The sequence below is a fragment of the Actinoplanes sp. M2I2 genome, from assembly GCF_023544445.1.
GTDB lineage: Bacteria > Actinomycetota > Actinomycetes > Mycobacteriales > Micromonosporaceae > Actinoplanes.
In genome coordinates this window covers 100,154-120,446 of record NZ_JALPVJ010000021.1, presented here as the reverse complement: position 1 = coordinate 120,446, position 20,293 = coordinate 100,154, and the positions used below count along the sequence as shown (strand labels likewise).

General features: G+C 72.3%; 21 protein-coding genes. 11 read left to right on the top strand and 10 right to left on the bottom strand.

The window, feature by feature from the left end; all coding sequences use genetic code 11:
• Window positions 1-15: 15 nt before the first annotated feature.
• From HJC40_RS35270 to HJC40_RS35260, 3 genes are read right to left on the bottom strand one after another with little or no spacing between them, the layout of a single operon-like run.
• Window positions 16-282, bottom strand: coding sequence for a type II toxin-antitoxin system Phd/YefM family antitoxin (locus HJC40_RS35270; RefSeq protein ID WP_250007776.1), 267 nt, complete (start codon window positions 280-282; stop codon window positions 16-18).
• A 41-nt stretch (window positions 283-323) separates the two neighbouring features.
• Window positions 324-1,415, bottom strand: a complete 1,092-nt coding sequence (locus HJC40_RS35265; protein ID WP_250007775.1) for a DUF3616 domain-containing protein — start codon at window positions 1,413-1,415, stop codon at window positions 324-326.
• 57 nt (window positions 1,416-1,472) lie between these two features.
• The gene (locus tag HJC40_RS35260; protein WP_250007774.1) at window positions 1,473-2,840 is read right to left on the bottom strand and encodes a M28 family metallopeptidase; all 1,368 of its coding nucleotides are present in this window, start codon (window positions 2,838-2,840) and stop codon (window positions 1,473-1,475) included.
• Window positions 2,841-2,917: 77 nt separating this feature from the next.
• On the opposite strand from HJC40_RS35260, the gene HJC40_RS35255 reads away from it, so the two are divergent.
• Entirely contained in the window at window positions 2,918-3,382 is a 465-nt protein-coding gene (locus HJC40_RS35255) for a hypothetical protein (protein WP_250007773.1), read from the top strand.
• 109 nt (window positions 3,383-3,491) lie between these two features.
• Here the strand turns inward: HJC40_RS35255 and HJC40_RS35250 are convergent, their stop codons facing one another.
• Window positions 3,492-4,823: an acyltransferase gene (locus HJC40_RS35250; protein WP_250007772.1), complete on the bottom strand. Its 1,332-nt coding sequence runs from the start codon at window positions 4,821-4,823 to the stop codon at window positions 3,492-3,494.
• A gap of 77 nt (window positions 4,824-4,900) precedes the next feature.
• Window positions 4,901-5,614 carry a vancomycin high temperature exclusion protein gene (locus tag HJC40_RS35245; RefSeq protein ID WP_250007771.1) on the bottom strand — a complete coding sequence of 238 codons (714 nt, stop codon included), beginning with the start codon at window positions 5,612-5,614 and terminating at the stop codon, window positions 4,901-4,903.
• Window positions 5,615-5,623: 9 nt separating this feature from the next.
• Here HJC40_RS35245 and HJC40_RS35240 point away from each other — a divergent pair, with 9 nt between their 5' ends.
• Entirely contained in the window at window positions 5,624-6,340 is a 717-nt protein-coding gene (locus HJC40_RS35240) for a GNAT family N-acetyltransferase (RefSeq protein WP_250007769.1), read from the top strand.
• On the opposite strand, the gene HJC40_RS35235 is transcribed toward HJC40_RS35240, so the two are convergent.
• From HJC40_RS35235 to HJC40_RS35225, 3 genes are all read right to left on the bottom strand, one after another.
• Window positions 6,330-8,582: a glycoside hydrolase family 3 N-terminal domain-containing protein gene (locus HJC40_RS35235; RefSeq protein WP_250007768.1), complete on the bottom strand. Its 2,253-nt coding sequence runs from the start codon at window positions 8,580-8,582 to the stop codon at window positions 6,330-6,332. The genes HJC40_RS35240 and HJC40_RS35235 overlap by 11 nt on opposite strands.
• A gap of 114 nt (window positions 8,583-8,696) precedes the next feature.
• Window positions 8,697-8,930 carry a hypothetical protein gene (locus tag HJC40_RS35230; RefSeq protein ID WP_250007767.1) on the bottom strand — a complete coding sequence of 78 codons (234 nt, stop codon included), beginning with the start codon at window positions 8,928-8,930 and terminating at the stop codon, window positions 8,697-8,699.
• A gap of 33 nt (window positions 8,931-8,963) precedes the next feature.
• Window positions 8,964-9,659 carry a Crp/Fnr family transcriptional regulator gene (locus HJC40_RS35225; protein WP_250007766.1) on the bottom strand — a complete coding sequence of 232 codons (696 nt, stop codon included), beginning with the start codon at window positions 9,657-9,659 and terminating at the stop codon, window positions 8,964-8,966.
• Between the two features lie 136 nt (window positions 9,660-9,795).
• On the opposite strand from HJC40_RS35225, the gene argC reads away from it, so the two are divergent.
• The 9 genes from argC to HJC40_RS35180 are packed head-to-tail and all read left to right on the top strand — an operon-like array spanning window position 9,796 to window position 18,947.
• Window positions 9,796-10,797, top strand: a complete 1,002-nt coding sequence (gene argC / locus HJC40_RS35220; protein ID WP_250007765.1) for an N-acetyl-gamma-glutamyl-phosphate reductase — start codon at window positions 9,796-9,798, stop codon at window positions 10,795-10,797.
• Window positions 10,794-11,966 (top strand): bifunctional glutamate N-acetyltransferase/amino-acid acetyltransferase ArgJ, encoded by a 1,173-nt coding sequence (gene argJ / locus HJC40_RS35215; protein ID WP_250007764.1) that lies wholly within the window; start codon window positions 10,794-10,796, stop codon window positions 11,964-11,966. Before argC ends, argJ begins: the two co-directional genes overlap by 4 nt.
• Complete coding sequence (gene argB, locus HJC40_RS35210; protein WP_250007763.1) at window positions 11,963-12,832, top strand: acetylglutamate kinase; 870 nt, start codon at window positions 11,963-11,965, stop codon at window positions 12,830-12,832. The genes argJ and argB overlap by 4 nt, the downstream gene beginning before the upstream one ends.
• Window positions 12,829-13,983, top strand: coding sequence for an acetylornithine transaminase (locus HJC40_RS35205; RefSeq protein WP_250007762.1), 1,155 nt, complete (start codon window positions 12,829-12,831; stop codon window positions 13,981-13,983). Before argB ends, HJC40_RS35205 begins: the two co-directional genes overlap by 4 nt.
• Window positions 13,980-14,984 (top strand): ornithine carbamoyltransferase, encoded by a 1,005-nt coding sequence (gene argF, locus HJC40_RS35200; protein WP_250007761.1) that lies wholly within the window; start codon window positions 13,980-13,982, stop codon window positions 14,982-14,984. Before HJC40_RS35205 ends, argF begins: the two co-directional genes overlap by 4 nt.
• Window positions 14,981-15,490: an arginine repressor gene (locus HJC40_RS35195; RefSeq protein WP_250007760.1), complete on the top strand. Its 510-nt coding sequence runs from the start codon at window positions 14,981-14,983 to the stop codon at window positions 15,488-15,490. The genes argF and HJC40_RS35195 overlap by 4 nt, the downstream gene beginning before the upstream one ends.
• 12 nt (window positions 15,491-15,502) lie before the next feature.
• The gene (locus tag HJC40_RS35190; RefSeq protein ID WP_250007759.1) at window positions 15,503-16,705 is read left to right on the top strand and encodes an argininosuccinate synthase; all 1,203 of its coding nucleotides are present in this window, start codon (window positions 15,503-15,505) and stop codon (window positions 16,703-16,705) included.
• A gap of 33 nt (window positions 16,706-16,738) precedes the next feature.
• Window positions 16,739-18,160, top strand: coding sequence for an argininosuccinate lyase (gene argH, locus HJC40_RS35185; protein ID WP_250007758.1), 1,422 nt, complete (start codon window positions 16,739-16,741; stop codon window positions 18,158-18,160).
• A 40-nt stretch (window positions 18,161-18,200) separates the two neighbouring features.
• Entirely contained in the window at window positions 18,201-18,947 is a 747-nt protein-coding gene (locus HJC40_RS35180) for an HAD family phosphatase (protein ID WP_250007757.1), read from the top strand.
• Between the two features lie 12 nt (window positions 18,948-18,959).
• On the opposite strand, the gene HJC40_RS35175 is transcribed toward HJC40_RS35180, so the two are convergent.
• Window positions 18,960-19,673 (bottom strand): GAF and ANTAR domain-containing protein, encoded by a 714-nt coding sequence (locus HJC40_RS35175; RefSeq protein ID WP_250007756.1) that lies wholly within the window; start codon window positions 19,671-19,673, stop codon window positions 18,960-18,962.
• A gap of 10 nt (window positions 19,674-19,683) precedes the next feature.
• Entirely contained in the window at window positions 19,684-20,277 is a 594-nt protein-coding gene (locus HJC40_RS35170; RefSeq protein ID WP_250007755.1) for a GAF domain-containing protein, read from the bottom strand.
• Window positions 20,278-20,293: the final 16 nt, after the last annotated feature.

Genomic DNA, 20,293 nt, shown 5'->3' with positions numbered 1-20,293 from the left:
GTCGTCGGGCGCGAATCAGAAACGCGTGTCGGAGAGGACGGCGGCGACGTCCACGCCGTCGTCACCGAGCTTCGGTGGCAACGGGACCGGCCCACCACCGGTCGGGGCCACAGCCCGGCCCGCGGCGACCAGTTCGGCCAGGACGGAACGGTCGCCGCCCATCGGGATGAGCCGAGCGATCGGGCGCCCCCGATCAGTTATCTCGACGGGGTCGCCCGCCCGCACCCGAGCCAGGACCCGGCTCGTGTGCCGGCTCAGCTCCCGAACGCTGACCCGCTCCATGGGAGCAACCGTAGGTGCCCAGCGTCCGCGGGGCGGGGGATTTACGGCAGGCGGACGACGTCGGCGATGACGGCGCCGTCGTCGGTGAGGCGGACGGCGGCCGGGCTGTCGTAGACGATGAGGAGGCGGCCGTCGCCGTAGCGGCTGATGCCCTCGGCGTGGTCGTCGCCCTCGCCGAACGTCAGCTCGAGCTCGCGGCTGAGCAGGTCGCCGCGCACGATCGTCGGCTGCTCGGTCCGGCGGGCGCCGTGCCAGCGGTACACCCGCACCGGGCCGTCCAGGTCCATCGTCGGGCCGGCCAGGATCAGCAGGTCGTCGCCGTCGGGGCACAGGTCGCGGACGCCGAGCCCGTCCAGCCGGAGCACGTGCTTGCGGTAGGTGAAGCCGTCGGCGAACTCGTGCAGCCGCAGCCGGTCGGGCTGGTCGGGGTCGACGTAGGGCCGCAGCTCCAGCACGAACGCCCACCCGCGCAGCACCGGCCCGCGCAGGCCCACGTAGATCCGGTCGTCGCTGACCGCGATGCCCTCGATGTCGAGCCCGTTGTCCTTGCCCGGAATGGCCAGGAACGGCGCCAGGTGCTCGTCGCGGCGCAGCAGGTGACGCAGGTCGTCCCGGCCGCCCAGCGCCGCCGCGTGGTGCTTCTCGCCGTCGACCTCCAGCTCCCGTACGGGGGTGGGCAGGCCGTCCACGTCGGCGATCGGCAGGCGTACGAGAATCTGGCGGTTCTCCTGCCCCTCGATGCGCGCCAGCCGCTTGAGCGCCTTGGCTCCCTCGTGCCGCTCCTTGATCTGTTTGCGGCGCAGGCTGTGCGAGCCGATCGCCCAGAGGAACCGCCCCGACCGGGCCAGCCCTTCGACGTCGGCCTCCTCCTCGATGTCGGTGCCGGGCAGGGTGATGAAGTCGCCCAGGCGGTACGTCGTCTCGCCGGCGAACTCGGTCGGCCGGGCCGGGTCGTCGGCGGCCAGGCGCTCCACGGTCGCGGTCTCGTCGCCGGCGATCCACAGCACGGGCCCGTCGAGGCGTACGGCGGAGAGGTTGGTGTGTGTCGCCGCGGCGCGCGACCGATTCCCGAAGCGCAACCGGACCGTGTGGTCCAAGGCCGTGTGTTCCAAGGCCGTGTGTTCCAAGGTCATGGTCCTCATGGTCGCACCGGGGGACCACCCGGCGTGTCCGCTCTGGGGATGAGGAAATCAGCTGGACGGCTCGGGTGCGGCGGCCGGACTGCGGTGCCCGTCGGCGTCGACCGCGCGTACGCCGAAGAAGACGTTGTCCTTGGAGAGGTCGATCGTCACCTCGGTCACCTTGCCCACGGCCCGCGAGTGCTGCCAGTCCGAGGCGGTCGTCTCGCGCCACACCACCTCGTATCCGGCCAGGTCGGGCTCGGTGCCGAGCTGCCAGCGCAGCGTCGTGGCGTTGGTGAGCTGGGTGGTGTCGATGACGACACCGCGCGGGGTGCCGGGGGCCTGGGCCAGCGACCAGAGCGCGGCCGCGTTCACCCGGGCCACCCGGGCGATGTACGCGAAGTCGCAGAACTCGACCAGGTCGCCGTACTGGACGCCGTTCTCGACGCGGACGTCCTGGTGCTCGTGGGCGAAGTTCTCCCGCGGCTCGGTGAAGCGGGCCGCCGGGTAGCCGCGCAGCAGGAACGAGATGTGGTCGCTGCCACGCAGGTAGCGGTCGCGCCGCCAGATGACGCGCACGTCCATGCCGGTCTGCGCGTTGCTGGCCACGTCGTCCACGAACCGGCCGAGCTGCCGGGACGGCCCGTCGTTCTCGCCGCCGACACTCTTGCGGACGGTGGCCTGGGCGGCCGTCTCCGACGTCGGCACGCCCTCGACGAAGAGCCGCACCGACCGCGGGTTGGCCGGCGTGCCGTCGTGGGCCTTGCCCGTGCCGACGATGTCGTTGCTGAACATGGCCTGGATGTCGGCGCCGCTGTCCTTGAACACCTGGGCCATGTGGTCGGAGCCGTACAGTCCCTGCTCCTCGGCGGCCACCGCGGCGAAGACGATGGTCGCCTCGGGCCGGCGGGTCGCGAGCACGCGCGCCAGCTCGAGGACGACGGCCACGCCGGACGCGTCGTCGTCGGCGCCCGGCGAGTCCTTGACCGCGTCCATGACGTCGGTGACCCGGGAGTCGTAGTGCCCGGTCACGACGTAGACGCGGTCGGGCGTGACGCTGCCGGTGAGCGTGGCGATCACGTTGGTGATCGTGGTCGGGGCCGGGATGCGCGGCGAGACCGGCTGCACGAAGGACTGCAGCTCGACCGCCAGACGACCGCCGGACGTGGCGGCGTACCGCTGCAGCTCGGCGAAGATCCAGTCCCGCGCGGCGCCGATGCCGCGCACCGGGTCGTCCTGGCTGGACAGGGTGTGCCGGGTCCCGAAGGAGACCAGCTTGCGGACGGTCGCCTCGATCCGCTCGGGGTCGATCTCCCGCAGGATCGCCTTCAGGTCCCCCTTGGGTACGGCGCCCGCCCTCGCCTCACCCGCGATCAGCGGCGCGGCCGCGGCCGCCGCGGAAACCGTCAGAAACGCACGTCTCGTCGACTTGGCCATGCCGTCCACTCTGACCCCGGAACCCAAAGATGTCCATGCTCATCGATGTCTTGGCATGCTGGCCTACGTTCGGGGTCATGATGGTGCGGACCAGGTGGAGTGTTCCCCAGAGCCCGTCGCAGATGTGGCCGGCGTTGTGCGACTCGCGCGTCGAGCTGACGCCGCGGTGCCCGGTCTTCTATCTCGGGACGCCGCGCCCGCAGGAGTGCCGGCTGCCGGCCGGGCCGGGCGAGGTCGGCGCCACCCGGCAGTGCGTCTCCGAGCAGGGCGTGATCCGGCAGCGCATCGACGTGTGGGAGCCGCCGGCCCGCTTGGCGTTCCACATGGAGGAGACCGACCTCTGCTTCGACCGGTTCGTCGACCGGCTCGGCGACACCTTCGAGCTGGTACCCGAGGGCGCCGGCACCCGCGTCACCCGGACGACCACGGTGTCGGTGCGCAACCGTTTCGCCGCCGTCCTGTATCCCGCGCTCTGGGTGGGCCTGAAGTCGGTGCACCGCTTCGTCTTCCGGAACTGGCAGCGGCAGGCGCCGTCTTCCTGAAACCGGCAGCGTCGGGCGGCGTGTGGGTCGGCAGACCAGCACGGCATGCCGTCGGCGCCGTGGGCGGGCGGAGTCGCAGTCGCGGGGTGTTCGGCCGGCCGCACACGGGTCAGCGCATGCCGAACAGGAAACGGGTCACGGCGGTCCGGCGGACCAGTAGGTCGTGGACGGCGAACATGATCGCGAAGGACAGCACGACGATGGCCAGGAACTTCACGGCCATCGGCGCGCTCCACTGCACGGCGAAATAGGCCACGGTCACGACGATCGGCTGGTGGAGGATGTAGAGCGGCAGAGCCGCGGCGGCGAGATAGGCAAGCACCGGCCGGCGTTTCCGCGGCGGCGGCTCGCCGATGACCGGCCCGGGCTCGCGCGGCGCGCGGTCGCTTGCGGCGGGCTCGCGGATGGTGCGGTCACTTGTTGCGGGCTCGGGCTCGCGTGGTCGGTGCTCGCTAGCGACCGGTTCGGGCTCGCGTGGTCTGCCGTCGCTGGTGGCCGCTCCGGGTTCGGGTGAATCGCGGTCGCTGGTGGCCGGTCCGGTCGGGCGCGGGCCTCGGTCGAGCAGGCCCAGGATCGCCACCAGCCAGCACCAGCCGGCCGCGGCGAAGACGATCCGGGCGGCCACGGCGTGGGCGGTGAGGTCGGTGAACGGTTCGCCGTCGGCCGTGCCCAGCAGGAGGCCGGACGCGCCGAAGAGCACGAAACCGATGATCGCCGCCGGCTTGGCGTCGCGGCGCATGGCCGTACGGAAGTGGTCGTCGCCGGCCAGCACGAAGCCGTAGAGGAAGAACAGCAGGTAGGCCCAGCGGCTCCAGCCGGCGAACGCCTCCTCCATGCCCAGCAGCGCGCCGATCACCACCAGCGGGATCGCCGGGAGGATCAGGAACACGCCGCGCCGGGACACGAAGCTCAGCCGCGCCGCCGGCAGCCATCGGGCCACCAGGGCCAGCATCAGCGAGAAGGCCAGCAGCAACACCACGAACCACAGGTGCCCGGTCTCGAAGTCCTCGCCCCGGACCAGGAACGGAAAGTTGGACAGGCTCAGATGTACGTCGAAGAAGCGCAGCAGGAAGCGCGGGTAGGACTCGTCGTAGCCGGGATCGGCCGACCGCAACCGCAGCCACTGCGGCACGGGCACGATGGTCAGCGTCGCGAACACCAGCGGAACCCCCAGCCGCAGCAGGCGTTCGCGCACGAAGCCACCGGTACCGCGACGGCCCAGCGAGTGCCACGAGCCCAGCCCGGCGATCAGGAACAGCGCCGGCATCGCCCACACCACGCCCAGCCCGGCCACCCAGGTGATCGCCTCGGTCGTCTGCGCGTTCTTGACGTAGAAGTCGTCGCGCTCGTCGAAGACGAGCCCACTGTGGAAGAACACCAGCCCGAGCACGACCACGAGCCGGATCGCGTCGAGCTCGGGACGTCGCGCGCCGCCTGTCATGTCGCCACGCTATGGCCCGGGCCGGGCCGGCGGAAGCCGCGCGGTCTGTCCGATCGAGGCAGGCAATGACGGGCGGGTCAGGAGGCGGCGAGAGCTTCCTGGACGGTGGTCTCGGGGCGGCCGAGGAAGACCGGGTCGCGGCCGGTGACGACGTCGGCGACGGCCTTGACCACGGCGCCGCGTTCGCGGATCACCGAGTTGCGCCACGGCTCCCGGTACATCTTGACCGTGTCGTCGCCGACGCCGGTGGCTTCGACGCCCAGGCTGCGGCAGAGCGCGACCGCGCGGTCGAGGTGGTAGGTCTGGGTGACGACGATCGCTTCGCGGACGCCGAAGACGCGGCCGGCCCGCGCGCACGAGTCGTACGTGTCGAAGCCGGCGTAGTCGATCGCGATCCGGGACGCCGGGACGCCGTGCGCGACCAGGTAGACCTCCATCGAGCCGGGCTCGTCGTACTCCCAGCGGCCGTGGTCGCCCGAGACCAGGATGGCCCGGACCTTGCCCGCGTCGAGCAGGCGCTTGGCGATGTCGAGGCGGGCGGCCAGGAACGGCGACGGCGCCCCGTCGGCGTACACCTCGGCGCCGAGCACGAGGGCGACCGGCGCGGCGGGCACGTCGGCCTCGCCGTAGACGTGGCCGTGGGCGGCGGCCCGGGTCCACACCTCGCCGCCGGCCGACGTCAGCCCGCCCAGAGCGATGGCGGCGACCGCCGTGAACAGGGTGAGACGCAGCAACCGGCGAGGCGTGATGATCGGCACCCGGCCGACGATGCCAGCCGGTGTCAACGCCATGATGGGCTGGTGCCCAGCGTTGCCGACCTCGCCGCCGCCACCGATGACGATCCGTTCCTGCTGTGGGTGGCCGACCGCCCGGGCGTACGGATCTGGCTCGAGCCCGCCGCGGCCGTGGTCGCCGCCCCCGGCCTGTCCCGGCGCGACCGCCTGGCCCTGCACGGCGAGCCCGCCGCGCTGGCCGCCCTGCTGCGGCGGGTGCTGCCCGAGGTCGGCGCGGAGTTCCGCCCGTTCGGGGACGAGGCGACGGTCGTCGAGACGGCCGAGCGGGTGCCCGGGATGTCGGTGGCCGGGCGGTTCGCCTGGATGGACACGGCCGAGGCGCCCGCGACGCCCGGCGCCGGCGAGTGGTTGCCCGGCGACGCCTGGCCCGAGGTCACGGCCCTGCTCGACGCCCACTTTCCCGGCTCCTACGCGCGTCCCGGCCTGCCCGGCGTCACCCGGTGGGCCGGGCAGCGCGACGGGAACGGCGAGCTGGTCGCGGTGGCCGCCGACGCCTGGTCGAGCCGGCGGGTCGGCCTGCTGGCCGGCGTCGCCACCCGCGCCGACCAGCGGGGCCGGGGGCGGGCGGCGACGCTCTGCGCCTTCGTCACCGGCGAGCTGCTGCCCGGCCGGGACCGGGTGGCGCTGCTCGCCGACCACTGGAATGTCGCGGCCGTGGCCACGTACCGGAAACTCGGTTTTGGTCTGCGGCCCTTAGCGGCCGCTCACCCGGTCACTCGCTGACGATCCGGAACGGCGCCCGCAGCAGGTCACGCTCGCGGGAGCTGGGCCCGACCAGCAGCTCGAAGTCGCCCGGCTCGACGACGCGCCGGCCATCGGCGGTGACCAGCGAGCAGGCCGACGCGGGCAGTTCCAGCTCGACCGTCACGGTCTCGCCCGGCGGCACCGAAACCTGCTTGTACGCCTTCAGCTCGCGCCCGGCCCAGGTGACCGAGGTGACCAGGTCGCTGATGTACGCCTGCACGGTCTCCAGAGCCGGCCGCTCGCCGCTGTTGGTGAGCGTGACGGTCGCGCGCACGATGCCGTCCGACGGCACCGACGGCGTGCTGACGGCCAGGTCCCCGTACGTCAGGGTGGTGTAGGTCAGTCCCTCGCCGAACACGAAGAGCGGGTCCTGCGTGAGGTCGGCGTAGCGGCTGCCGTGCTGGCCGCGGATGGTGTTGTAGTAGACCGGCTGCTGGCCGACGTGGCGGGCCACCGACAGCGGCAGCCGCCCGCTCGGCTCGATGTGACCGAGGATCAGCTCGGCGATCGCCCGGCCGCCCCGCATGCCCGGGTTGAACGCCTGGATGATCGCGGCCGCGCCCAGGGCCGACGGGGGCAGGACCGAGGGCTTCGAGTTGATCAGCACGACGATCATCGGGGTCTTGGTCGCGGCGACCGCGTCGAGCAGCGCGATCTGACCGCCCTGCAGCTCGAGCGTGGCGGTCGACTTGTGCTCGCCGGTCAGGTTGACCGTGTCGCCCACCACGACCACCGCATAGTCGGCGCGGACGGCCTTGTCGCGGGCCATGTCGATCAGGTGGTGGTCGATCGGGGCCCCCACCGAGATCGGCGGCCGGGGCTGGCCGTCCGGGTAGGTGGCGCCCTCGGGGTCGGGCACCAGCCGTTCGATCTCGGCGCCGCGGGCGTGCTCGATCACCCAGGTGGACGGGGCGACCGCGCGGAAACCGTCGAGCACCGTCTCGGTGAGCTCGCGCGGGTGGCCGTCGGGCATCCAGTCGACCTGGCCGGAGTCGCCGGCCCAGTCGCCGAGCTGGGCCGAGACGCTGTCGCTGTTGGGGCCGACGACCGCGATCCGGCGGAACTTGCCGGTCGGCTCGACGGGCAGCACGCCGTCGTTCTTGAGCAGCACCAGCGAGCGGCGGGCCACCTCGAGGTTCAGCTCGGCGTGCTCGGCGGCGCCGATCACCTCGCGCTGCCGCTCCTCGGAGGGCGCGCGCGGGTTCTCGAACAGGCCCAGCTCGAACTTGAGCCGCAGGATGCGCCGGACGGCCGCGTCGATCTCCTCCTCGGCCAGCAGGCCGCGCTCGACGGCCTCCTGGGCGCCCTCGAAGAAGCCCGGGGTGACCATGACCAGGTCGTTGCCGGCCTTGACGGCGACCGCGGCGGCCTCGGCGTAGTCGGCGCAGACCTTCTGCTCCCAGACCATGCGGCCGACGTTGTCCCAGTCGGTGACCAGGGTGCCGGCGAAGCCCCACTCCTCTTTCAGCACGTCGTTGAGCAGCCACTTGTTGGCGGTGATGGGCACGCCGTCCATGGACTGGTAGCCGAGCATGAAGACCCGGCAGCCCTCCTTGGCCACCCGCTCGAACGGCGGCAGGAACCAGGAGCGCAGCTTGCGCGGGCTGATGTCGGCCTCGCTGGCGTCGCGGCCGCCCTGGGTCTCGGAGTAGCCCGCGAAGTGCTTGGCCGTGGCCAGGATCGCGGTCGGGTCGTCGAGGCCGCCGCCCTGGTAGCCGCGGATCATCGCGGAGCCGAGCTCGCCGATGAGGAACGGGTCCTCGCCGAACGTCTCGTCGACCCGGCCCCAGCGCAGGTCGCGCGTGATGCACAGGACGGGGGAGAAGGTCCAGTGGATGCCGGTGGCGGCCACCTCGACGGCGGTGACCCGGGCGACCCGTTCGATCAGGCCGGGGTCCCAGGTCGCCGCCATGCCGAGCTGGGTCGGGAAGATGGTCGCGCCGGGCCAGAACGAGTGGCCGTGGATGCAGTCCTCGGCGGTGAGCAGGGGAATCTGCAGCCGGGTCTTGGCGACCAGGTCGATCGCCTCGAGCATCCGGGCCGGGGAGGTGTGCAGGATCGATCCCGCCAGCATCTCGCTGACGATCTCCTTCACGTCGCCCCGGGCGTCCAGCTGCATCATCTGGCCCACCTTCTCGGGCAGGGTCATCCGCCCCAGCAGGTCGTCGACACGCTGGTCGACGGGCAGGGATGCATCCCGGTATGGGACGTCAGCAGGCACGCGCGCCTCCGGTCGTCAAGACCGCGGTGGCACGGTCATCGAAACACGAACGACCCGAAGTCTTCCAGTCCGGAACCGGTTACGGGACCCCGGCCTGGTTCCGGAACTGTTCACTTAGTTGTCCGGATCACTTTCATCGATGCTCGGCACCTCGATGCCGGCCGCCTCGAGCGCGTCCAGACGGGCCTCGGAGGCCGCCTTCTCGCGCTCGACCAGGTTGGCGTACTCGACCAGCACGGAGGGGTCGGTGGTGTCCTCGAGCCGGTCGAAGAACCGTTGGGTGGTGCGGACAGCCTCGGCGTACGCCTCGGCGGTCTCGCGCAGAGCGATGATCGTCTTGTCAGCCATGCGCCAGTCTTACCACCACCGGGTCCTCGCCGCTCAGGCCTCGTGGCCGGCGTCTCGCCCGGCCTGGGCGGCGTCGCGCAGGCGCCGCAGGTCCCAGACGGTGATGCGGCCGTACCGGGTGCTCACGAGGTGTGCGTCACGAAGCTCCCGCAGCGCCTTGTGGATCGAGCCCTCGGCGGCGCCGCACAGGGCCGCCAGCTCGGGCTGGGTCAGGCGGACGCCGAGCTCGAGAGCGCCGTGGCCGAGCGGGTGGCCGTGCTGCTCGGTCAGCTCGGCCAGGATCCGGGCCACCCGGACGCGGATCGGATAGACGGTGAAGTCGGCCTGCCGCCGGTTGGACCGGCGCAGCCGGGTGGCCACCATGGCCGCCAGGGCGAGCGCGGCGTCCGGGTGCCGGGTCAGGAACGGCGTGAACTTGCGGCCCGGGATGAGCACGACGCTGCCGGGCGCGGCCATCGTGATCGTGGCCGAGCGGGGCGAGCCGTCCAGGGCGGCCATCTCGCCGACCAGGTCGCCGGCCGACCGGATCGAGATCAGCGAGCGACCGGCCGACACCTTGGCCAGGCCGCGCCGGATGACCGCCACGTGCGACTCGTCGCTGCCCTCGCGCATGAGGACGCCGCCCGCGGGCATGGATTGTTCCGGCCCCAGCCGCAGCAGGGCCCGGACGGTCGGCTCGGTGAGCGCGGCCAGCAGTGAACCGCGCGGCCACGTCTCGATCGTGCTCATCCTCCGAGGACACCGCAGGCCGGGTGTCCGCGCCAGCGCGGACGTCACGGTGTGACCAGCGACTCGGGAGTGAACTGTGTTGCCCCGACTACGTAAACGTTGATACGGTCTCCTGCATAGTCATGCGGAGGTTGGTATGGGAATCCGAGTCGCGGTCGCGGGAGCAAGTGGATATGCGGGAGGCGAGTTGCTGCGCCTGCTCGCCGGTCACCCCGAGTTCGACCTCGTCGCCGCCACGGCGCACTCGCAGGCCGGCGCGCACGTCACCGCCGTACACCCGCAGCTGGCCGGTCTCGACCTGACGCTCAGCGCGACCGACGCGGCGAGTCTCAGCGACGCCGACCTGGTGTTTCTCGCTCTGCCGCACGGGCAGTCGGCGGCGGTCGCGGCCCAGTTGCCCGAGTCGGTCAAAATCGTCGATCTGGGGGCCGACTTCCGGCTCGAGAACGCGGCCGTCTGGGAGCGCTACTACGGCGGCGCGCACGCCGGCACGTGGACCTACGGGCTGCCCGAGTTGCCCGGCCGGCGCGAGCTGATCGCCCGGGCAAGCCGGGTGGCCAACACGGGTTGTTATGCGGCCACCATCACCCTCGCGCTGGCGCCGCTGATCGCCTCCGGCCTGGCCGACCCGGCCGACGTGGTCGTGGTCGCCTCGTCGGGCACCTCGGGCGCCGGCCGCAGCGCGAAGGTGAACCTGCTGGCCAGCGAGGTCATGGGCGATCTCTCGCCGTACAAGGTGGGCGCCCACCAGCACGTCCCCGAGATCAAGCAGGCGACCGGCGCGACGTCGCTCTCGATGACCCCGGTGCTAGCACCCATGCCCCGCGGCCTCCTGGCCACCGTCACAGCGCGTTTCGCCCGCGAGGGCAATCCGCGCGACGTGCTCGCCGAGGCCTATGCCCACGAGCCCTTCGTGCACGTGCTGCCCGAGGGCACGTGGCCGCGCACGGCCGCGACCGCCGGATCCAACTCCTGCCACCTGCAGGCCACCGTCGATGTCGACTCGGGCCGCATCGTGGTGGTCAGCGCTCTCGACAACCTCGGCAAGGGCGCCGCCGGCCAGGCCGTGCAGTGCGCCAACCTCATGTCCGGTCTGCCCGAGACGATGGGCCTGTCCGTGTTCGGAGTCGCACCGTGACCGTCACCACCCCCAAGGGTTTCCGGGCCTCCGGCGTCGCCGCGGGCCTCAAGGCCTCCGGCAGTCCTGACGTCGCCCTGGTCGTCAACGACGGCCCCGACTTCACCGCCGCCGGCGTCTTCACCGGTAACCGCGTCAAGGCGGCGCCCGTGCTGTGGAGCCAGCAGGTGCTCAAGGGCGGCGTGGTCCGCGCCGTCGTGCTCAACTCGGGCGGCGCCAACGCCTGCACCGGCACGCAGGGTTTCCGCGACACGCACGCCACCGCCGAGCACACCGCGACCGTGCTCCGCGGCGGCCCGAAGCCGCAGCTGATCGGCGCCGGCGACGTGGCCGTCTGCTCGACCGGGCTGATCGGCGAGCTGCTCCCGATGGGCAAGCTGCTGCCCGGTGTGGCGGCCGCCGCCAAGGCTCTGCGGGGCGACGGCGGCGGCGCGGCGGCCGAGGCGATCATGACCACCGACACCGTGGCCAAGAACGCGGTCGTCCAGCGGGACGGCTGGTCGATCGGCGGCATCGCCAAGGGCGCCGGCATGCTGGCCCCGGGGCTGGCCACGATGCTGGTGGTCATCACGACCGACGCGAGCGCCGGCAACGAGGTGCTCGACGCGGCGCTGCGCGAGGCGACCCGGGTGACCTTCGACCGGATCGACGCCGACGGCTGCATGTCCACCAACGACACGGTGCTGTTGCTGGCCAGCGGCGCCTCCGACGTGCAGCCCACGCCCGGGGAGCTGGCCGCCGCGGTCACCGAGGTCTGCCACGACCTGGCGCAGCAGCTGATCGCCGACGCCGAGGGCGCGACCAAGCACATCGCCATCGAGGTGAAGGGCGCGGCGAGCGAGGCCGACGCGGTCGAGGTGGGCCGCACGGTCGCCCGCAACAACCTGGTCAAGACGGCGCTGTTCGGCAACGACCCCAACTGGGGACGCATCCTGGCCGCGGTCGGCACGACGTCGGCGCGCTTCGAGCCCGACCGGGTCGACGTGGCGATCAACGGCGTGTGGATCTGCAAGGGCGGGTCGGCCGCCGAGGACCGCTCCAAGGTCGACCTGAGCGGCCGGAACGTGACGATCACGGTGAACCTGCGCGAGGGCGAGATGGACGCGACGATCTGGACGACCGATCTGTCGCACGCCTACGTCCACGAGAACTCGGCCTACTCCTCATGAGCAGCCCCGTCGAGAAGGCCGAGGTCCTGATCGAGGCGCTGCCCTGGCTGGAGCGCTTCCACGGGTCGACCATCGTGGTCAAGTACGGCGGCAACGCCATGATCAAGCCGGAGCTCCAGCAGGCGTTCGCGGCCGACATGGCCTTCTTGCGCTACGCCGGGATCCGTCCGGTGGTCGTGCACGGCGGCGGCCCGCAGATCAGCCGCATGCTCGACCGCTTCGGCATCGAGAGCGAGTTCCGCGGCGGGCTGCGGGTCACCACGCCCGAGGCGATGGACGTCGTGCGCATGGTCCTCACCGGCCAGGTCGGCCGGGAGCTGGTCGGGCTGATCAACCGCCACGGCCCGCTCGCCGTCGGGCTCTCCGGCGAGGACGCCCACCTGTTCACCGCCGTACGCCGGGGGGCTCTGGTCGACGGCGAAATGGTGGACATCGGGCTCGTGGGGGACGTCGACCGCGTCGACACGTCGGCCGTCGACGACCTCATCGCCGCGGGCCGCATCCCGGTGATCGCCAGTGTCGCGCCCGACGCCGACGGCGTTGTGCACAACGTGAACGCCGACACCGCCGCGGCCGCGCTGGCCGAGGCGCTCGGCGCCCACAAGCTCGTCGTGCTCACCGACGTCCCCGGCCTGTACACCGACTGGCCCGACACGTCGTCGCTGGTCACCCAGATCGACGCCGACGCGCTGGCCAAGCTGCTGCCGCGGCTCGAGTCGGGGATGGCGCCCAAGATGGAGGCGTGCCTGCGCGCGGTGCGCGGCGGCGTGCCCGCGGCCCACGTCATCGACGGCCGGGTCGCCCACTCGACGCTGCTCGAAGTCTTCACCCCGGAAGGAATCGGAACGATGGTGGTCCCGTCATGAGCTCGCTGATCGAGCGGTGGTCGCACGCGGGCATGAACAACTACGGCACACCGCAGGCCGCCCTGGTCCGCGGTGAGGGCGCGGTGCTCACCGACGAGGACGGCAAGCAGTACGTCGACTTCCTCGGCGGCATCGCGGTCAACGCGCTCGGCCACGCCCACCCCGCCGTGGTCGCCGCCGTCACCCAGCAGGTCCAGCAGCTGGGTCACGTGTCCAACTTCTACGTCGCCGAGCCGCCGGTCGCGCTGGCCGAACTGCTGCTCGCGCTGGCCGGCCGGGCCGGCCGCGTGGTCTTCACCAACTCGGGCGCCGAGGCCAACGAGGCCGCCTTCAAGCTCTCCCGGCTGACCGGGCGCAGCCACGTCGTCTCCACCCACGGCGCCTTCCACGGCCGGACCATGGGGGCGCTGGCCCTGACCGGCCAGCCGGCCAAGGCCGACCCGTTCCGGCCCCTGCCCGGCTCGGTGGAGTTCGTCGACTTCGGCGATCTCGATGCCCTCGCCGCCGCGGTGACCGACCGGACCGCGATGGTCATCCTCGAGCCGATCCAGGGCGAGAACGGCGTCGTCGTGCCGCCGGCGGGCTACCTGGCCGGGGCCCGCGAGATCTGTACGGCGGCGGGTGCCCTGCTGGTGCTCGACGAGGTGCAGACCGGCATCGGCCGCACCGGGCACTGGTTCCACCACCAGAGCGAGGGTGTCGAGCCCGACATCATCACGCTGGCCAAGGGCCTCGGCGGCGGGCTGCCGATCGGCGCCTGCGTGGCCTTCGGGCCGGCCGCTGAGCTGTTCACCCCCGGATCGCACGGCACGACCTTCGGCGGCAACCCGATCGCCTGTGCCGCCGGGCTGGCGGTGATCCGCACGATCGCCGGCGAGGGCCTGCTCGACCACGTCAAGCGCGTCGGCGAGCAGCTGCGCCGCGGCATCGAAGGGCTCGATCACCCGCTGGTCACCAACGTCCGGGGCGCCGGCCTGCTGCTCGGGGTGGTGCTCAACGCGCCCGAGGCGGCCCGGATCGCCGCCGCTCTCAAGGAGGCCGGCTTCCTCGTGAACGCCCCCCAGCCCGACGTCCTGCGGCTCGCCCCGCCGCTGATCGTGAGCTCCGAGCAGGCCGACGCGCTCATCGCCGCCCTGGACGGTGTGCGGTGACCCGGCACTTCCTGCGCGACGACGACCTCTCGCCCGACGAGCAGAGCGCGGTGCTCGAGCTGGCGGCCGAGATGAAGGCCGACCGTTTCGCCTACCAGCCGCTCCGCGGGCCGCGCGCGGTGGCCGTGTTCTTCGACAAGGTCAGCCTGCGCACCCGGCTGTCGTTCGAGGCGGGCATCGCCGAGCTGGGCGGCCAGCCGATGATCGTGGACACGCACGCCACCCACTTCGGCCGGGGCGAGTCGCTCAGCGACGCCGGCCGGGTGGTGTCCCGCTACGTGGCCGCCATGGTCTTCCGGACGACGGGGGACGAGCGTCTCACCGAGCTGGCCTCCGGGGTCAGCGTGCCGGTGATCAACGCGCTCACCGACGGCTTCCACCCGTGCCAGCTGCTGGCCGACCTGCTCACCATCCGGGAGCGGCTGGGCTCGACCCGGGGCCGCAAGCTCGCCTACGTCGGCGACGCGGCCAACAACATGGCGCACTCCTACCTGCTGGCCGGGGTGACCGCCGGCATGCACGTACGGGTGGCCGGCCCGTCCGGGTTCGACCCGGCGCCGGTCGTGGTGTCGCGCGCCGCCGAGATCGCCGCCTGGACGGGGGGCTCGGTCGAGGTGCTGCGCGACCCGTTCGAGGCCGCCGACGGCGTCGACGTGCTGGCCACCGACACGTGGACGTCGATGGGTCAGGAGGAGGACGGGCGCGACCGGCGTACCCCGTTCTGGCCCTATCAGGTCAACGAGAAGCTGCTGGGGGCCGCGTCGCGGGACGCGATCGTGCTGCACTGCCTGCCGGCCCACCGTGGCGAGGAGATCACCGACGAGGTCATGGACGGCGCCCAGAGCGCGGTCTTCGACCAGGCCGAGAACCGCCTGCACGCCCAGAAGGCGCTGCTCGCCTGGCTGCTCACGGCCGGCGACAACCCGGACCGCCAGGACCGGCCCGACGTGACGCGGGCCGGCGTCGACCGGATCGACCGGGACCGGGTGGACGGACGATGACCGGGCCGGTGACCAGGGCCGGTCGGCACGCCCGGATCGTTGAACTGATCCGTGACAAGTCGATCCGCTCGCAGACCGAACTGGCCGATCTGCTGGCCGGCGAGGGTGTGCAGGTCACCCAGGCCACGCTGTCGCGCGACCTCGAGGAACTGGGCGCCGTCAAGGTGAGCGGCTCCTACCTGATCCCCGAGGACGGCAAGCGCCCGCTGCGCGAGACCACCGAGCAGGGCCCGGCCCGGCTGCTGCGGCTGCTGCGCGAGCTGCTCACCGGCGTCGACTCGAGCGGCAACATCGCCGTCCTGCGCACCCCGCCGGGCGCCGCGCACTTCCTGGCCAGCGCGCTCGACCGGGCCGGCCTGACCGACGTCGTCGGCACCATCGCCGGCGACGACACGATCCTCGTCGTGGCCCGCGACGCGACCGGTGGCAAGGCCCTCGCGGCGAAGCTCGCCGAATGGGCCGGCCACAACACCGAGAAACCCACCGCGGAATACCGACATTTCTGAGAGGAGCACCCCGTGACCGAGCGGGTCGTTCTTGCCTATTCCGGAGGCCTCGACACCTCCGTCGCCATCCCGTACCTGGCCGACCAGATCGGCGGCGAGGTCATCGCGGTCGCGCTCGACGTCGGCCAGGGCGGCGAGGACATGGAGCTCATCCGGCAGCGGGCGCTCGACTGCGGGGCCGCCGAGAGTGTCGTGGTCGACGCCCGCGAGGAGTTCGCCGCCGACTTCTGCCTGCCCGCGCTGCGCGCCAACGCGCTCTACATGGACCGCTACCCGCTGGTCTCGGCGCTCAGCCGCCCGCTGATCGTGCGCCACCTGGTCGAGGCGGCCAAGCGCTACGGCGGCACGGTGGTCTCGCACGGCTGCACCGGCAAGGGCAATGACCAGGTGCGATTCGAGGTCGGCATCGGCGCGCTGGCGCCCGGCCTCAAGGTGATCGCGCCGGCCCGTGACTTCGCGTGGACCCGCGACAAGGCGATCGCGCTGGCCGAGGAGAAGGGCCTGCCGATCGACGTCTCGCACAAGTCGCCGTACTCGATCGACCAGAACCTGTGGGGCCGCGCCGTCGAGACCGGGTTCCTCGAGGACATCTGGAACGCGCCGATCGAGGACATCTACTCGTACACGCAGGACCCGGCGGTCGCCCGCGACCCCGACGAGGTCGTCATCACGTTCGACCGGGGCAACCCGGTGGCCATCGACGGCGAGACCGTGACGCCGTTCCAGGCCATCACCGAGCTCAACCGGCGGGCCGGCGCGCAGGGCGTCGGGCGCCTCGACATGGTCGAGGACCGCCTGGTCGGCATCAAGAGCCGCGAGGTGTACGAGGCCCCGGGCGCGATCGCCCTGATCGCGGCCCACCAGGAGCTCGAGAACGTCACCGTCGAGCGCGACCTGGCCCGGTTCAAGCGGTCGGTCGACCAGCGCTGGGGCGAGCTGATCTACGACGGCCTCTGGTTCTCGCCGCTCAAGCAGGCGCTCGACGCGTTCATCGACGACAGCCAGAAGCACGTCTCGGGCGAGGTGCGCCTCACGCTGCACGGCGGCCGGGCCACGGTCACCGGCCGGCGCTCGGAGGCCAGCCTGTACGACTTCGGCATGGCCACCTACGACACCGGTGACACGTTCGACCAGTCGCTGGCCAAGGGCTTCGTCCAGCTCTGGGGGCTGCCGTCCCGCATGGCGTCGGCCCGTGATGCGCGGCTGACAGACTGAGGCCCGCATCGCCGAGCAACGCGAAAGGACGTAATGACTGAGAAGACCTCGCTGTGGGGTGGCCGGTTCGCCGGTGGCCCCGCCGACGCCCTGGCCCGCCTGTCGGTGAGCGTCCAGTTCGACTGGCGTCTGGCCCCGTACGACATCGCCGGCTCGCGGGCGCACGCCCGGGTGCTCGCGGCGGCCGGGCTGCTCGACCCGGACGAGCTGGGTCAGATGCTGGCCGCGCTCGACGACCTCGAGGCGGCCTGCGCGTCCGGCGAGTTCCGGCCGACCATAGACGACGAGGACGTGCACACCGCGCTCGAGCGGGGCCTGCTGGAACGGCTCGGCACGCTCGGCGGCAAGCTGCGCGCCGGCCGGTCCCGCAACGACCAGGTCGCCACCGACCTGCGGCTCTACCTGCGCGACCACGCCCGTGGGGTGGCCGTCGCGCTGGTCGAGCTGGCCGACGCGCTGACCGAGCAGGCCGCCCGCAACGTGGACACCCCCGCGCCCGGCATGACCCACCTGCAGCACGCGCAGCCGGTGTCGTTCGGGCACTGGCTGCTCGCCCACGTGCAGCCGCTGCTGCGCGACCTCGACCGGATGCGGGACTGGGACGTGCGTACGGCCGTCTCGCCGCTGGGCAGCGGCGCGCTGGCCGGGTCGTCCCTGCCGCTCGACCCGGCTGCCGTCGCCAAGGAGCTGGGCTTCACCTCGCCCGCGCCGAACTCGATGGACGCCGTGGCCGACCGCGACTTCGTGGCCGAGTTCCTCTTCATCACCGCGCTGATCGGCGTGCACCTGTCCCGCCTGGGCGAGGAGGTGGTGCTCTGGACGACGACCGAGTTCGGCTGGGTCGAGCTGGACGACGCGTTCGCCACCGGGTCGTCGATCATGCCGCAGAAGAAGAACGCCGACATCGCCGAGCTCGCCCGGGGCAAGAGCGGGCGGCTGATCGGCGGCCTGGTCACGGTGCTGACCATGCTCAAGGGCCTGCCGCTGACCTACGACCGCGACATGCAGGAGGACAAGGAGCCGGTCTTCGACGCGATCGAGACGCTCGAGCTGCTGCTGCCCGCGCTGGCCGGCATGATCTCGACCATGACCGTACGGGTCGACCGGCTCGCGGCCACCGCGCCGGTGGGCTTCTCGCTGGCCACCGAGGTCGCCGACTGGCTGGTCCGCAAGAACGTCCCGTTCCGCGAGGCGCACGAGATCACCGGCAAGCTGGTGGCGTTGTGCTCGGTGCGCGAGTGCGAGCTCGAAGACCTGACCGACGACGATCTGAAGACGGTGAGCGAGCACCTCGACCCGTCGGTGCGCCAGGTCCTGTCGGTCGAGTCGGCCCTGGCCGGCCGCACCACCCCCGGGTCCACCGGACCCGGCCCGGTGGCCGAGCAACTCGCCCAGGTGCAGCACCGCCTCGACACCTGGCGCCAGTGGGCGGTCGAAAAGGTCGTCCCGCGCTGATCCGTTGTGTAGTCCCCGGCGCAGTGGGTAGGCCGAGCTCGTGATCGGACTACCCCGTGCCGGGGATGTGCGCGTCCTGCTGCTGGACGCCGACGGCAACCTGTTCCCCTCCGAGGAGCCCGCGTTCGTCGCCTCGGCCGAGGTGACCAACCGCTTCCTGGCCTCGCTCGGCATCGACCGGGCCTACACCGCCGAGGAGCTGCGGCTCACGACGACCGGCAAGAACTTCCGCACCACCGCGGCCGACCTGGCCGCCGCGCACGGCGTCGAGCTCGACGGGCCGGCGCTGACCGCGGCGATGCTCGAGGACTGGGTCGCCGAGGAGCGCAAGATCGTCACCGAGTACCTGGGCCGGGTGCTGCGGCCCGACCCCGCCGTCCTCGGGCCGCTGCGCCGGCTGGCCGCGCGGTACCGGCTGGCCGCGGTCAGCTCGAGCGCGCTGGCCCGGCTCGACGAGTGTTTCCGGGCCACCGGGCTGGACGAGCTGCTCCCCGCGAACGTGCGGTTCAGCGCCGAGGACTCGCTGCCCCGGCCCACCAGCAAGCCCGACCCGGCGGTGTACCGCTACGCCCTGGAGCAGCTGGGCGTGCCGGCCGGGGAGGCCGTCGCGGTGGAGGACTCTCTGCCGGGGGCGCAGTCGGCCGTCGCCGCCGGCATCCCGACCGTCGGCAACCTCGTCTTCGTGCCGCCGGCCGAGCGCGAGATCCGCCGCGATGCGCTGGTGGAGGCCGGCGTGGCACTCGTGATCGCGTCGTGGGAGGAACTGACGGCGGCGCTGCCGGGCTGACCGGCCGACGGGTCACCGCCGGCGGAGGTCCAGGTCCCCGGAGGTGAGCAGTTCCTGGGCCACCTCGGCGACCTTGCGCCGCTGGTCGCGGGCCTGACGGCGCAGCGCGTCGAAGGCGGTCACGGCGTCCAGGGCGTGCCGGGCCATCAGGAAGCCGACGGCGCGCTCGATGACGATCCGGTAGTCCAGGGCGTACTGCAGCTGATCGGCCAGCTCGCCGGCCTGGTGCGCGGCCAGGGCGGTGCTCAGTGTCGACTCGATCACCTCGCCGTACCGGGACAGCGCCGCCCGTTCCGACTCGTGCCACTGGTGCGGCTTGTCCAGGTAGACGTCCAGGGTGCCGACGGGCACGCCGCCGAGCCGGAGCGGGGAGCCGAGGACGGAGACGACACCGTGCTCGGTCAGCGCCGGCGTGACGGCCGGCCACCGGGTCTCCGTACGCAGATCGTCGGAAGCCACGATGTCGTTGGACACGAAAGCCTCGACGCAGGGGCCGGTGCCGGCCTCGCTCTGCGCTGTTTCCAGGATGCGACTCGGGCCGTCGCTCGCGGCGATGTAGCGTAGATTGTTCATCTCGTCGGCGATCATCAAGCCGCTGCCGCTGACCTGGAACAGGGCGACGCAGGCGCGCACCGCCTCGTGCACGGCGCTGCTGATGTCCTGGTGGCTGGCGGAGCGGAGACGCCGCAGGCTGCGGGTCAGTGATTCCTGGTTGATGGAGGCCATCAGCAATCCCCTACTTGTTCTCGGGTGGCGGGGGGGTCCGTACGGCGCTGTCGAGCCCGGATCCCAGCCTGAGCAGGACACCCATGAGGCCGGCGTACGCCTCCACGGCCGTGACTTCCTCGGGAGTCCAGTCATGCGGCCGGGAGCGTAGGGCGTTGAGCGTGCCGACGACGTTTCCGGCGACGCGCACCGGCACCGACAGGACGGCTCGCGCCGAGGGAACGCGCGGCGTGCGGTCATCGGTGTGTTCGGCTGCGGCCTGGATCGATTGCCAGAGGGCGGCGTAGTCCGGCGCCTCGGCGAGGTCGGTGACCCGCACGACGGTGTCGTTGCGCATGCAGTCGATCGCCGGCCCCTGGCCCAGTTGCTGCTGGCACCGCTCGAGGGCGGCCCCGGCGGCGTCCGAGACGCCGGCCACGCGCACGCTGTTGTGCTCGTCGAGCAGGATCAGCCCGACACCGTCGATGCTGAGAACGTCCTGGGCGGCCTCGATCACCCGGTTGAGATGGTCGACCAGCGACGGGCTTTCGGTGCCGACCGGCAGATCGACGGTTCTGAGCAGGCTCTGCAGCCTCGAAGCCAGGGCTTCCTGGTCGACCGGCACGCGGCTCCCCCTTCCG

Bases quoted from the DNA above. Each gene is read 5' to 3' on its own strand.
- HJC40_RS35255 (WP_250007773.1), top strand. From the start codon at position 2,918: ATGATGGTGCGGACCAGGTGGAGTGTTCCCCAGAGCCCGTCGCAGATG.
- argH (WP_250007758.1), top strand. From the start codon at position 16,739: ATGACTGAGAAGACCTCGCTGTGGGGTGGCCGGTTCGCCGGTGGCCCC.
- HJC40_RS35265 (WP_250007775.1), bottom strand. From the start codon at position 1,415: ATGACCTTGGAACACACGGCCTTGGAACACACGGCCTTGGACCACACG.
- HJC40_RS35250 (WP_250007772.1), bottom strand. From the start codon at position 4,823: ATGACAGGCGGCGCGCGACGTCCCGAGCTCGACGCGATCCGGCTCGTG.
- HJC40_RS35245 (WP_250007771.1), bottom strand. From the start codon at position 5,614: ATGGCGTTGACACCGGCTGGCATCGTCGGCCGGGTGCCGATCATCACG.
- argB (WP_250007763.1), top strand. From the start codon at position 11,963: ATGAGCAGCCCCGTCGAGAAGGCCGAGGTCCTGATCGAGGCGCTGCCC.
- HJC40_RS35195 (WP_250007760.1), top strand. From the start codon at position 14,981: ATGACCGGGCCGGTGACCAGGGCCGGTCGGCACGCCCGGATCGTTGAA.
- HJC40_RS35270 (WP_250007776.1), bottom strand. From the start codon at position 282: ATGGAGCGGGTCAGCGTTCGGGAGCTGAGCCGGCACACGAGCCGGGTC.
- HJC40_RS35175 (WP_250007756.1), bottom strand. From the start codon at position 19,673: ATGGCCTCCATCAACCAGGAATCACTGACCCGCAGCCTGCGGCGTCTC.
- HJC40_RS35225 (WP_250007766.1), bottom strand. From the start codon at position 9,659: ATGAGCACGATCGAGACGTGGCCGCGCGGTTCACTGCTGGCCGCGCTC.
- HJC40_RS35230 (WP_250007767.1), bottom strand. From the start codon at position 8,930: ATGGCTGACAAGACGATCATCGCTCTGCGCGAGACCGCCGAGGCGTAC.
- HJC40_RS35205 (WP_250007762.1), top strand. From the start codon at position 12,829: ATGAGCTCGCTGATCGAGCGGTGGTCGCACGCGGGCATGAACAACTAC.
- argC (WP_250007765.1), top strand. From the start codon at position 9,796: ATGGGAATCCGAGTCGCGGTCGCGGGAGCAAGTGGATATGCGGGAGGC.
- HJC40_RS35260 (WP_250007774.1), bottom strand. From the start codon at position 2,840: ATGGCCAAGTCGACGAGACGTGCGTTTCTGACGGTTTCCGCGGCGGCC.